At 58.1% G+C, this 12,856-nt stretch carries 12 protein-coding genes; 4 read left to right on the forward strand and 8 right to left on the reverse strand.

The annotated features are described in order from the left end of the window. Positions 1-472 precede the first annotated feature (472 nt). Positions 473-1,927, reverse strand: a complete 1,455-nt coding sequence (gene betB / locus AC2FNN_RS13845) for a betaine-aldehyde dehydrogenase (RefSeq protein ID WP_496759124.1) — start codon at positions 1,925-1,927, stop codon at positions 473-475. A gap of 187 nt (positions 1,928-2,114) precedes the next feature. Between betB and AC2FNN_RS13850 the strand changes: the two genes are divergently transcribed. Beyond that, positions 2,115-2,444, forward strand: a complete 330-nt coding sequence (locus AC2FNN_RS13850; RefSeq protein WP_496759125.1) for a hypothetical protein — start codon at positions 2,115-2,117, stop codon at positions 2,442-2,444. A 7-nt stretch (positions 2,445-2,451) separates the two neighbouring features. Here AC2FNN_RS13850 and AC2FNN_RS13855 read toward each other — a convergent pair whose 3' ends face one another. Both AC2FNN_RS13855 and trhO read right to left on the reverse strand, forming a co-directional pair. Beyond that, positions 2,452-2,961, reverse strand: a complete 510-nt coding sequence (locus tag AC2FNN_RS13855) for a potassium channel family protein (protein WP_496759126.1) — start codon at positions 2,959-2,961, stop codon at positions 2,452-2,454. Positions 2,962-3,026: 65 nt separating this feature from the next. Further along, the gene (trhO, locus tag AC2FNN_RS13860; protein ID WP_496759127.1) at positions 3,027-3,932 is read right to left on the reverse strand and encodes an oxygen-dependent tRNA uridine(34) hydroxylase TrhO; all 906 of its coding nucleotides are present in this window, start codon (positions 3,930-3,932) and stop codon (positions 3,027-3,029) included. 96 nt (positions 3,933-4,028) lie between these two features. On the opposite strand from trhO, the gene pncA reads away from it, so the two are divergent. Next, positions 4,029-4,622: a bifunctional nicotinamidase/pyrazinamidase gene (gene pncA, locus AC2FNN_RS13865; RefSeq protein ID WP_496759128.1), complete on the forward strand. Its 594-nt coding sequence runs from the start codon at positions 4,029-4,031 to the stop codon at positions 4,620-4,622. Here the strand turns inward: pncA and AC2FNN_RS13870 are convergent. Then, the gene (locus tag AC2FNN_RS13870; RefSeq protein ID WP_496759129.1) at positions 4,619-5,149 is read right to left on the reverse strand and encodes a hypothetical protein; all 531 of its coding nucleotides are present in this window, start codon (positions 5,147-5,149) and stop codon (positions 4,619-4,621) included. The genes pncA and AC2FNN_RS13870 overlap by 4 nt on opposite strands. Positions 5,150-5,313: 164 nt before the next feature. Here AC2FNN_RS13870 and pncB point away from each other — a divergent pair, with 164 nt between their 5' ends. Both pncB and AC2FNN_RS13880 read left to right on the forward strand, forming a co-directional pair. Beyond that, on the forward strand, positions 5,314-6,606 hold the full coding sequence (gene pncB, locus AC2FNN_RS13875) for a nicotinate phosphoribosyltransferase (RefSeq protein ID WP_496759130.1): 1,293 nt from the start codon (positions 5,314-5,316) through the stop codon (positions 6,604-6,606). A 234-nt stretch (positions 6,607-6,840) separates the two neighbouring features. Next, the gene (locus AC2FNN_RS13880) at positions 6,841-7,854 is read left to right on the forward strand and encodes a hypothetical protein (protein WP_496759131.1); all 1,014 of its coding nucleotides are present in this window, start codon (positions 6,841-6,843) and stop codon (positions 7,852-7,854) included. Positions 7,855-7,870: 16 nt separating this feature from the next. Here AC2FNN_RS13880 and AC2FNN_RS13885 read toward each other — a convergent pair whose 3' ends face one another. The 4 genes from AC2FNN_RS13885 to AC2FNN_RS13900 are packed head-to-tail and all read right to left on the reverse strand — an operon-like array spanning position 7,871 to position 12,710. After that, positions 7,871-9,322: an aldehyde dehydrogenase family protein gene (locus tag AC2FNN_RS13885; RefSeq protein ID WP_496759132.1), complete on the reverse strand. Its 1,452-nt coding sequence runs from the start codon at positions 9,320-9,322 to the stop codon at positions 7,871-7,873. Between the two features lie 33 nt (positions 9,323-9,355). Then, entirely contained in the window at positions 9,356-10,954 is a 1,599-nt protein-coding gene (locus AC2FNN_RS13890; protein WP_496759133.1) for an ABC transporter ATP-binding protein, read from the reverse strand. Further along, positions 10,951-11,766 carry an ABC transporter permease gene (locus AC2FNN_RS13895; protein WP_480487846.1) on the reverse strand — a complete coding sequence of 272 codons (816 nt, stop codon included), beginning with the start codon at positions 11,764-11,766 and terminating at the stop codon, positions 10,951-10,953. Before AC2FNN_RS13895 ends, AC2FNN_RS13890 begins: the two co-directional genes overlap by 4 nt. Further along, positions 11,763-12,710, reverse strand: a complete 948-nt coding sequence (locus tag AC2FNN_RS13900) for an ABC transporter permease (RefSeq protein WP_496759134.1) — start codon at positions 12,708-12,710, stop codon at positions 11,763-11,765. The genes AC2FNN_RS13895 and AC2FNN_RS13900 overlap by 4 nt, the downstream gene beginning before the upstream one ends. Positions 12,711-12,856: the final 146 nt, after the last annotated feature.

Below are 12,856 nucleotides of genomic sequence, written 5' to 3' on the forward strand. Positions count from 1 at the left end.
GGTCCAATCAGAACGCCCGATCAGGCGGGATGCAAACAGGGCTCCAACTGCTTTCAAGGATGTTGTGCTCCGGGTTTGACGTCGAAGAACAGGCCGCCGAACTTCAGGCCGCGGTCCCCAACCAAAAAAGTCACGACGGCTGACCGCCCGTGAAGCAACCGGTGCCGTGGCATTGACGGCAGATGCGTGAAAACAAGACGCCACATCCGAAATACGGCGGTAAGAGTTCCACGCGTTCAATGAGTTCCGTGGTCAGAGAAATCGCGGACGTGTCTCCTCATCAAACCTGGCCAACCGGCTTGGGATGGCAACGTCTTTGGACAAAAATTCTGCAAGCCCACCTTTTCCGGCACGCTGACAGGCATCGGTATTGCCAGGGCAGTATTGCACGCCACTGGCTGGCGTTTCCTCTGCTCCCGGTGCCGGGCACCGGGAGCAGAGACGTCAAAAACAGCGGACAACCGTCCTTGATTCAGTACGGAGCCTCAACATCATTCATCGAGACATAGACGGTTTTCATTTCCGAGAAGTGATTGATCGCCAGTTTCGAGTTCTCGCGCCCGACACCGGACATTTTCGATCCACCAAACGGCGCTTCAACCGGGGCAAGATTGTAGGTGTTGATATAGCAAGTGCCAGCTTCGAATCCCGCCACGATTCGATGCGCCCGGGTCAGATCATTCGTGAAGACACCTGCGGCCAGACCGAACTCGGTGTCATTGGCGCGGGCCATCACCTCTTCCTCGGTCTCGAAATCCAGCACCGACATGACGGGGCCAAAGATTTCCTCGCGCGCGATGGTCATGTTGTCCGTGACCTCAGCAAAAACCGTGGGTTGCACAAAATAGCCGTCTCTTTCGATCCGTTCACCGCCATAAACCAGTCTTGCGCCTTCGGCTTTGCCCTTTTCGATATAGCCCAGGGCGATGTTCATCTGGTTCTCGCTGACCATCGGTCCAAAGCTGACGTCCTCGTCCATTGGATCGCCGATTTTCGCGTGCGCCAGACGTTCTGACAGGCGTTTCAGGAATGCCTCTTTGATACCTTTCTGAACGAAGACGCGGGTGCCGTTGGAACAAACCTGACCCGAAGAGTAGAAATTGCCCAGGATCGCACCTGAAACAGCGTTTTCGATGTCGGCATCGTCAAAGACGATCATCGGGGATTTGCCGCCAAGTTCCATGGTCACATGCTTCATGCCATCCGCCGCGGCAGCATAAACCTTGCGGCCTGTCGGCACAGAACCTGTCAGAGAGACCTTGGCCACGCGCGGATCAGTGACCAGCGAAGCACCGACATCGCCGTAACCCTGGATCACGTTGTAGACACCCTTGGGCGCGCCGGCCTCGACAAGAATTTCGGCCACTTTCAATGCCGAAAGGGGCGTGGTTTCCGAAGGTTTGAATACCATCGTGTTACCACAAGCCAGCGCCGGGGCACCTTTCCAGCAGGCGATCTGCGTGGGGTAATTCCAGGCGCCGATCCCGACGCAAACACCCAGCGCCTCGCGGATGGTATAGACGAAATCACCCCCGCCCAGCGGAATATGCTCGCCAGTCAGAGAGGCGGCCAATCCACCAAAATACTCCAGCGCATCGGCCCCCGAGGTGGCATCGGCCACAGTGGTTTCCTGGATCGGTTTGCCGGTATCATGGGTTTCCAGTACGGACAGGTCGTAATTGCGTTCGCGCATGATATCAGAGGCGCGGCGCAAGATGCGGCCACGTTCCGTCCCGGACAGGGCCGCCCATGCTGCCTGAGCATTTTTTGAACTATTTAGAGCCTGTTCCACGATCGCTGGCGTCGCCGAATGCAAACGTGCAATCACTTCGCCCGTAGCGGGATAGATCACTTCAATGGCAGCGCCGTTTGTATCTTCGACATATTCGCCATCAATGAAATGGCTGGCCCTGGGCTGAAACTTCATACCGTGTCCTTTTCTTTCGCACCCGTCAGGACGGGACAAATGGTCAGTCGAAAATCGGCCTATCGGTTATTGATTGACCAGTCAATAAAATCATCGAAGGGGCGGCTTTACGCCTGCCAGACCCCATAAACCTTGAAATTTTCGGTTAATGTTCTATTTATGTTCTACACAGTCAGAGGACAAACCGATGGCCCAGCAAACACGCCCCACATCCCTGAACGGGCCGAACAACGACTATCACCTGCTTCCGGTCACCGATCGGCAGATGCGGTATGCGCGTGCGATTGCCGAGAAGTCAGCCCTTGAGATTCCGGTTGAAGCACAGCGTGACCGGCGGCTTTTGTCTGACTGGATTTCAGCCCACAAACCACGCGGGACCTCGCAGTTCGACAATTACCCGACGGGAAAACAAGTCGCGTTTGCCGAGCGGATTTCACGCAGCAAGCGCCGCCCGATCCCATCCGAGTGTTTCCGCGACAAGAAAATGATGTCGCGCTGGATCGATCACAACAAATAGCCCCGGATTAGGGTCTGTCCGGATTGTGGTTGCGGGCGTAAATCGAAACTGCTGCGGCAACAAACATCCCCAGCAGGATATAGCCTGTTACGGCCTCGGACACGGCGAGCCCACGGCACAGACCGGTCGGGGACATGTCGCCATATCCGACTGTGGTAAAGGTGACATAGGAAAAATACAGGATGTCCCCCGGACCCTGCGCACCGATGACACAGTGGTCGTTATACCCAAAGGCCCCGTAAACTGCGGCGAACAGGAATGGAACGACCTGGATGAATGAAACACCCATCAGAAACAAAAGCCTGCGGGGCGATTTCACCTGTGTCATGTAATACCAGGATTGTGACACCAGCCAGATCAACAGCCCGATTGAGGCAACTGTGCCAATCGTATCACCCGCAGCCGCCTCGCTCAGGCGGGACAGGCCGTACCAAGCTAGGAAGCTTGTAAGAACCAGCCCCAGTGCCGCAATCAGGGTCGATTTCCATTCGTCCAATGTCGTGGGTTTGCGGTGCATGAACGCCCCCTCAATCCGGTCTTCGGGCAATCATCCGGCCTAAAGGCATCGCCCGCAACCCGAATTCAATCCTGCCGCAGATGCGCCTCACCCCGTTCCCGCGCCAGCAGGATCTGCTTTTGCCGCTCGCGAAAGCGCATTTTGTCAGCATCGGACGTCTCATCGATGCATTGATGGCATGAAACGCCATGCTCGTATTCCGGGCGCTTCATATCCTCGGGCAGGATTGGACGCCGGCAGCCATGACAGAGCTTGTGCGGTCCTTCAACAAGACCGTGGCCAACCGAAACACGATTGTCGAACACAAAGCATTCACCCTGCCAGGAACTGTCTTCGGCGGGGATTTCCTCAAGATATCGCAGGATACCACCTTTGAGGTGATAGACATCTTCGACCCCCTGCCCCAACAGGTAGTTGGTGGATTTCTCACACCGGATACCGCCGGTGCAGAACATGGCGACCCGCTTGTTGTGAAAGCGGTCCTTGTTCTGTTCCCACCATGCCGGGAAATCGCGGAAACTGGCTGTTTCAGGGTCTATTGCACCTTCAAACGTCCCGATTGCCACTTCGTAATCGTTTCGCGTGTCGATCAAAACCACATCGTCAGAACGGATCAGGTCATTCCACTCCTGCGGGTCGACATAGTTGCCGACGCGGGCGCGCGGGTCCACGTCGGGCTGGCCCATGGTCACGATCTCTTTCTTCAGCCGCACCTTCATCTTGCCGAAAGGCGGGTGGTCCGAGGTCGCTTCTTTCCACTCCAGATCAGCGCAACCGGGCAAGGATCGGATATGTTTCAGCACAGTGTCGATTCCGGCCCGCGGGCCAGCAATTGTGCCGTTGATCCCTTCCTGCGCCAGCAGCAGCGTACCGGTGACGGACTGCGCGCGGCACAGGTCCAGCAAGGGGTCGCGCAACGCGGCCGGATCCGCGAAACGGGTAAAGTGATAGAGGGCAGCGATTGTGTACATACGCGCGATCTACCTTTGCAGACCCAGAGTCGCAAGGGATTGCATTGACGCCCCGCGCGCCTCCGCCTACCGATAGAGCGGTAATAGGAGGCCGCAATGACCCATGCCCTGCTCGTGATCGATGTCCAGAACGACTTCTGCCCAGGCGGGGCACTGGCTGTGGCAGAAGGGGACGAGATCGTCGCACCGATAAACGCCATGATGGATGAATTCGATGCCGTGATCCTGACTCAGGACTGGCATCCGGCGGGGCATTCTTCGTTTGCCAGTTCCCACGATGGCAAAAACCCGTTCGACCTGGTCGACATGCCCTATGGCCCACAGGTTCTGTGGCCCGACCACTGCGTGCAGGGCACACGCGGCGCCGGTTTTCATCCCGACTTGCGTACGGATGGCGACCTGATCCTTCGCAAAGGATTCCGCAGTGCCATCGACAGCTATTCCGCATTCTTCGAGAATGACCACCAGACACCGACAGGCCTGAAAGGCTATTTGGATACACGCGGCATCGACCGTTTGACCCTTGTGGGATTGGCCACCGACTACTGCGTGCGTTATTCCGCGGTAGATGCCGCCAGGCTGGGTTTCGATGTCACGGTCCGCATGGGCGCGTGCCGCGCGATTGATATGGACGGTTCGCTGGCAGCCGCCGAACAGGCGATGCAGGACGCCGGAGTCGTATTGACCTAAGGTGTGGCACCTGCGGCGGCCAGAAGCTTGATCATCACGAACAGAACAACCGCCAGCCCCAGCGCAAACCCAATGCGCCCTGGTATCGTGCGACGTTCCGGGTTGGTCTGGTTTGACGGAGGTGACGGAACGCGCATCGGTCGGCTGCGCACGATCCCAGCCATGGGTTGCGCGGTTCGCACGTAGTGCAGGAAATCCCAAGGGTTGAAATCGCCGCAATATTCACCCTGAATTCCACGCGTCCTGATGTTTTCAAACAGCGACCGCAGAATTCGCACCCGATCCGCATGATCTTCGGCTGGAAATACACCTGGCACGATGCCGCTGTTACGCGACTCGAGGCTGAACCCGGCATCCATGAAAATCTTGCGGATTTTCGGCGATGTTCCACGCAACGCGTCTGCGGCTCTGATATCGCGGAACACCGCACATATCTGACGTTCCGTATCAGAGGCAGACCCCAGCTTTTCGGGGTCCAGATCTTCCAGCGCTACGTTAACAATATCAAAATCGTACTCGATACCCATTCACAAACTCAGTTTCGACTTTCCATCCCCTCTTCTCACTAACCGGTAAAAACAATGCACAATATGCCGGCTTTGTGACGTCAAACTGGCATTGTCACCAAATCAGTGACTCTTGCCATTTCCAGAGTCGATTGATCTAACTACGGAAATCGCAGGAGTTCCCCATGGTCGACATCGCGACCCGCGTCTACAATCACAAATGGAAGATTGACCCGATTGTACGGTCTTTGATAGATACCGATTTCTACAAACTGCTGATGTGCCAGTCAGTGTTTCGAAACAAGCCCCAAACAAACGTCGTGTTTTCGTTGATCAACCGGTCGAATCACGTACCGCTGGCGCGTTTGATCGATGAAGGCGAGCTGCGGGAACAGCTGGACCACATCCGCTCTCTCAGCCTCAGCCGGGGGGAAAGCACCTGGCTGCGCGGCAACATGTTCTACGGAAAACGGCAGATGTTCCGCTCGGACTTCATGGAGTGGTTCGAGAATTTGCGCCTGCCTCCCTATCATCTTGAACGCAAAGGCGACCAATATGAACTGACCTTTGAAGGCAAATGGCACGAGGTCATGTTGTGGGAAATTCCCGCGCTGGCGGTGTTGATGGAGCTGCGCTCGCGTGCGGTGCTGAACGATATGCGCCGGTTCGAATTGCAGGTGCTGTACGCCCGCGCGATGACCCGGGTTTGGGAGAAGATCGAAAAGTTGAGCTCGATAAACGGGCTTGGGATCGCGGATTTCGGCACCAGACGGCGGCATTCTTTCCTGTGGCAGGATTGGTGCGTGCAGGCGATGATCGAAGGACTGGGCGCATCCTTTACCGGCACTTCTAACTGCCTGATCGCCATGCGACGCGAGGTCGAGGCCATCGGCACCAATGCGCATGAACTGCCCATGGTCTATTCCGCGCTGGCGGATACCGATGAAGCGTTGGCGCAGGCCCCTTATGACGTGCTCAGCGACTGGCATGACGAGCATGACGGCAACCTGCGTATCATCCTGCCCGACACCTATGGCACCAAGGGGTTTCTGGACAACGCGCCCGACTGGCTGGCGGGATGGACCGGTATTCGCATCGACAGCGGAGACCCGGCAGCGGCGGCCGAGGTCGCAATAGACTGGTGGAACGCGCGCGGTGAAGACCCGACAGGGAAACGGATCATTTTCTCTGACGGTCTGGATGTCGAGAAAATTCAGGAACTGCATGCCCAGTTTGCGGGCCGCGCCAATATTTCCTTCGGCTGGGGAACCTTGCTGACCAACGATTTTCGCGGGCTTGTTCCCAATGACGCGCTGGCGCCGTTCTCATTGGTCTGCAAAGCGGTATCCGCCAATGGCCGCCCGACGGTGAAACTGTCGGACAACCCGGAAAAAGCGATGGGGCCGAAAGACCAGATAGAACGCTACAAGCGGGTGTTTGGGGTCGGAGAGCAAAAGGCGATCGAGGTGATCGTCTGAACTGCGGTGGCGCATTCATCATTTGTCAGCAACTCACCTGATGCTAGTTTGGAAAGCATTCCCATTGAGCATTAAGGTTGAGATACAATGATTATTGAACCAAGGAACTTCTACGAAACCGGCGGATCCCGGGATGAGCTTTCACTTTTTTCCTACGCCGCATACCTGATATCCCGCGCGCAGTTTCTGCAAGCCGAAAGCAATGACAGCGACCTTTTCCTGTTGGAACGCGATTTGGAAGAAACTGATGATGCCGTTCTGTCCAAACAGCTTGTCATGCTCGGATTCCGGCCAATTGACGACCGCCAAATGTCCGCCCACGAATACATGCGTTTCTTTGATGGCCCCGGAGACCTACGGCCCGTTGACCTGCTTACTTCGCCAGAGCCTGAGGGGTATTACCAACATTTGTTCGAGGCGATCCGAGCAGCAGAAGAACAGCCGAACGCCGAACATATTGACGCTGCTTTGAAGATTGGACTGGCGGCTCCTGATTCAATTGTTGCTCTTGCTGCGCTGAGTTCGTGCCTCAAACTGTATTCGCCGGAATCTTTTCCGCCACGTCTTTGGCTTGGTGTGTTTACGGCACGTTGGGCGCAATTGGATCCGCTCTCGCAAGATTTGCTTGCTGTATTGTCGTCCGCTCTGATTTCCGACCCGTCGATTTCGAGTGTTCCACCGGTGCCGGCGCAACAAACAACCGGTGTCCCGGGGTTGCTTCTTGTTCATGGCACTCACTTCGAAGTCAATCCTGACCCCACATGGTACTATCCCCATGTCGGAGATCTGCACAATTACATCAAGCCGCATCGTAACGACATCTATTCAGGGCAGAACTACTATGAATGGGAGGGCAGATGGTCTGATCGCGGTCGCCATATTGCTGCCAAACACTTGAAAAACTGGATAGATCTCGAGGTTTATCACGGCTGTGATGTGGTTGCCCACAGCCACGGTTGCAATGTCGTCATGAAAGCGGCCGAGATGGGGGCACATTTCAACAAAGTAGTTTTCTTAAGCTGCCCGGTACACTGGCATAAGTACAACCTGAGTTCTGGCCGGATCAATGTGCCGTATTCAGTTCGGGTCTGGTTTGACTTCGTGATCCTGGCAGACGGCGGGAAACAAAAGTTCCCCGCCAGTGCCAACGTTGCCGACGAGGTGGTCGGAGGTTGGTTCAGCGGGCATTCTGCCACGCGAACATCACAGATCTGGGGCAATCATACATTGGAAGCAAAACTGATCTGACTTGCCTGAGTAAATACTATCCGTGAAACGCGGCAACTGTCTTCAGCTGTGAAAATCCGTACAAAGCCTCGAACCCTTTTTCGCGGCCATGGCCGGATTTTCCCACCCCGCCAAACGGCAGTTCAACACCGCCGCCTGCACCGTAGTTGTTGATGAAAACCTGACCCGAGTGCAGCGCTTTCGCCAACCGCATCTGCCGCGCGCCATCCCGCGTCCAGACGCTGGCGACAAGGCCGTACTCCGTACTATTCGCTATGGTCAGAGCCTGTTCTTCGGTATCGAACGGGATCAGAACCTGAACCGGGCCGAAAATTTCGTCCCGCGCCAACTGATGATCTGGTGGCACGTCCGCGAACAAAGTGGGCCGGACATAGGCTCCGGTCTCGGGCGCGTCTTCGACAATCTGTCCCTGCGCAGCGATCGTCAGGTCCGTGGCGGTTTTCAGAAAGCCCCTGACAATCTGTCTCTGCCGGTCCGAGATCAAAGGCCCAACGCGCATATCCTGCATCGCCGGGCCGACGGTCAGTTCTTCATAGGCTTGGGACATGCGCGATCTGACCTGCTCATAGACGCCCCGCTGCACCAGGATCCGGGACGAGGCCGAACAGGTTTGACCCGCATTTTGGATACCTGCATTCACCAGAAACGGCAGGGCGGCGTCCAGATCGGCATCGTCAAACACCAATTGCGGGGATTTCCCGCCCAGTTCCAGCGTCACGGGCACCACGTTGCGCCCCGCCGCCTGCTGCACAAGCGCCCCTGTGGCCACCGAACCGGTGAACGAAATATGGTTGACCCCCGGATGCCCGGACAGCGCCGCACCCGCCTCGGCCCCCAGACCGGGCACGACATTCAAAGCACCGGCCGGCAGCCCGGCCTGTTGCGCGAGATGGGCAAAGGCCAGCGCAGTCAGACAGGCCTCTTCCGCAGGTTTCAGAACACAGGCGTTGCCCATGGCCAACGCCGCCCCGACCGAACGCCCGATAATCTGCATCGGATAGTTCCAGGGCACGATATGGCCCGTCACCCCATGGGGTTCGCGCAGGGTATAGACGGTGTAGCCATCGAGATAGGGAATGGTCTCACCCATCACCTTGTCCGCTGCACCGCCGTAGAATTCACAATAGCGCGCCAGGGCGACCGCATCTGCCCGGGCCTGTGTCAGCGGTTTGCCGACATCCATCGCCTCAAGCCGCGCCAGATCGTCCACCCGTTCCAGCACCAACTGACCCAGCCGGGTCACGATGCGGCCGCGTTCCAACGCCGTCTTTCGCCCCCAGTCACCATTCAACGCAGATCGGGCGGCTTGCACCGCCGCGTCGATATCCGCCTCGGACCCTCGGGCGATCCGGCAGATCTCGGCCCCGTCCGAAGGGTTGATCAAGGGCAGGCTGTCGCCCGAAGCCGCCCGGGTCCAGCGCCCGCCAATCAGGCACAAGGTGGGATCAAACCAAATCTTCTGGGTCATTTTGGGCCTCCAATCAGGCTCTAACAAGGAACTTTACGCCGTAAGCGGCCTTATCTCGGGTAACCGGGGCGCAGCGGCAATCAGGGTTTGCGTATAGGGATGTTGCGGATCTTCGAACACCTGCTTTGTCTGACCCTGTTCGACGATCCGCCCGGACTGCATCACAAGCACACGGTCGGTGATCGTGCGCACCACACTCAGATCGTGGCTGATGAACAGATAGGTCAGGTCATAGGCTTCGCACAGTTCGACGAGCAGATCGAGGATTTGGGCGCGCACCGATACGTCGAGGGCTGAGACCGCCTCATCGAACAGGATCAGTTCCGGTTGAATGATCAGAGCGCGGGCAATGGCGATCCGCTGGCGTTGCCCGCCCGAAAACTCGTGAATGTATTTGCCCGCATCATCAGGGCCGAGGCCCACTGCCGTCAGCATCTCTGCGATCCGGTCCTGGCGTTCTGAACCCTTTGGTGGCGTTTCCAACAGGTGAAAAGGTTCAGTAATCAGGCGCGCGACACGGTGGCGGGGATTGAAGCTGCCATAGGGGTCCTGAAACACGACCTGCATCTTGCGACGTACCGCAAGGTTGGGCCTGTGGCCGGTGAAAACCGGCTGACCATCCAGCATAATCTGACCGGATTGGATATCTTCCAACCCTAATATTGCCCGTGTTAGGGTCGATTTTCCGCAACCTGACTCGCCCACCAGCCCCAAACGCTCCCCTCGGTTGAGGGTAAAGCTGACACCATCCACCGCGCGGTGGTGGCCCGGCGCGTCCAGCAGACCTTTGCGGGGAAGGCGGTAATCCCGGACGACCTGCGAAACCTCCAAAAGCGGGCGTTGCTGTGTAGGTTCAGGCAGGGTGACCTGATGACCCGAAGCTTCGAACAACATGCGGGTATAGGGGTGCTGCATATCTCGAAACAGGATTCGGGTCGCGCCACTTTCGACGACCTCGCCGTGACGCATGACGACAATCTGATCGGCCATGTCCGAGACCACAGCCAGATCATGGGTGATCATCAGCAGCCCCATGTCAAATTCGCGCACCAGCCCCTTGAGCAGGTCGAGGATCTGCGCCTGTGTCGTGACGTCCAGCGCTGTCGTCGGCTCGTCCGCGATCAGCAGCCTGGGGCGCAGAGCGATGGCCATGGCAATGACCACGCGTTGCCGTTGCCCGCCGGACAGTTCGTGCGGGTAGCGGGACAGAGGAAACCTGTCGTGTGGTAGGCCAACGCGGGTCAGCACCTCTGCGGCGCGGGTCCGGGCCTGAGCAGGAGGCATCGCCTTGTGGATCAGGATCGTCTCCATCACCTGATCACCGATGGTTTTCACCGGGTTGAGCGCTGTCATTGGTTCCTGAAACACCATCCCCACGGACGCGCCGCGCACGGCGCACAAATCGGGCTCTGACCGCGACAACAGATCCTGACCGTCCAGCCAGATAGCACCTTCCGCGCTGGCACCATGCGGCAGCAGTTGCATCACCGCCAATGCGGTCATGGATTTGCCCGAGCCGCTTTCACCTGTCACCGCCACGATCTGGCCCGGGTCGATGGACAAGTTGACCTGTTTCAGGATCGGTACCCCGTGGATCGACAGGGACAGGTTTTCGACTTGCAGCAACGTCATGCCCGCGCCACCCTGATCCTTGGGTCCAGCCAGTCGCGCAGACCATCACCCAGCAGGTTCAAACCCAATACCGTGACAATAATCGCCAAGCCCGGAATCAGAGCCAAATGCGGGGCAAAACTGACCATTGTCTGGGCGTCCGCCAGCATCCGGCCCCAACTGGGCGTCGGAGGTTGCGCGCCCAGACCGACATAGGACAGTCCCGCCTCGGCCAGTATGCCCAGCGAAAATTGGATGGTGCCCTGAACGATCAGCAAGTTGGCGACATTGGGCAGGATGTGTTCGGCTGATATCCGTGCGGCACCTTTACCCGACACACGGGCGGCAAGGATGAACTCGCGCTCCCACAGCGACAATGCGGCCCCTCGGGTGATGCGGGCAAAGACGGGGATGTTGAAAATACCGATCGCAATGATCGCGTTGATGGCACCGGCACCGAACACAGCCGTGATCAGGATGGCGATGACCAGCGAGGGAAAGGCAAAGACCAGATCGTTGCCACGCATGATCACCTCATCCAGCCACGACCCTTTGCGTGCGGCGGCTGTCAGGCCAAGGGGTACGCCCAGCGCCATGCCGATCCCCACGGCAACCAGAGCCACCGCAATCGAAGTGCGTGCACCGACCATGATCATCGAGAACATGTCGCGGCCGAAGTGATCCGTTCCAAACCAGTGTTGTGCATCGGGCGTCTGAAGTTTGTTGGGGATATCCAGCGCGGCATAGTCGTAGGGTGTCCAGACAAACGAGATCAGCGCCGCCAGCACCACCAGCGACGACAGCGCCGCGCCCAGAATCAGGTTGCGGCTCATGACCGGCTCCTCAACCGTGGGTCAACGGCTGCGTAGGCCAGATCCACCAGAAAATTCACGGTGATCACCGCAAAGACCAGCAGCATCACCACCGATTCAACCACGATCAGATCGCGGGCCGAAATGGCCTGAAACACCAACCGCCCGAGGCCCGGCAGGTAGAACACCTGTTCGATGATGATCGACCCGGCCAGCAGGAAGGAAAACTGCAAGCCGATGATCGTCAGCACGGGGATCAGCGCGTTCCGCACCCCATGCCGCCACAGAGCCTGACGACGCGACAATCCCTTGGCCCGCGCGGTGCGCATGAAATCCTCACCCAGAATATCCAGCAGCGCGGATCGCATGACGCGGGCCAGGATCGCGGCCTGAGGAAGGGCCAACGCAATGGCGGGCAAAGTCAGCGAACGCAGCCCCGCCCAAAGGCCCTCGCCCCAGCCAACAAACCCACCGGCATTGAACCAGCGCAGGTTAATAGCGAAGATCAGCACCAGCATCATCGCGAACCAGAAATTGGGCACAGCGATACCAAGCTGTGTCGCCCCCATCACCGCCAGATCCCCGGGCTTGCCCCGGCGCGCAGCGGCATAGATTCCGGCGGGAAAGGCGATCAATGTGGACAGCGTCAGCGCGTAAAGTGCCAGGGGCAACGACACCCATAGCCGGTCAGCGATCATCTGCGACACCGGTGTGCGATAGGTGTATGAGGTGCCGAAATCGCCCACCAGCATGCCACCAACCCAGTGGAAATAGCGCTGTATCTTTGACCCATCCAGGCCCAGCTCGGCCCGAAGCGCCGCCAGCGTGTCCTCCTGCGCGTTGACGCCCAGCATGAACGATGCCGGATCACCCGGGGCAACCTCGATCACGGCGAAGATGACCACCGAGGCGACAGCCAGGCTGACAAGCAAGGAAATCAGTCGTTTGAGGACGTAGCGGAGCATTGGCACCACGTTAGGGTCACATCAGGCACGGGTCCAGCATCTAAGTTACCAGAAGGAAAGCGGAAACCGCATAGGCAACGATCGCGGCATAGCCCAGTGGATAGATCCACTTGATCGCATAGTTGTCTAGGGTGCGCGCCGCCCCC

The sequence above is a fragment of the Ruegeria sp. BHSA118 genome (genome assembly GCF_059613405.1).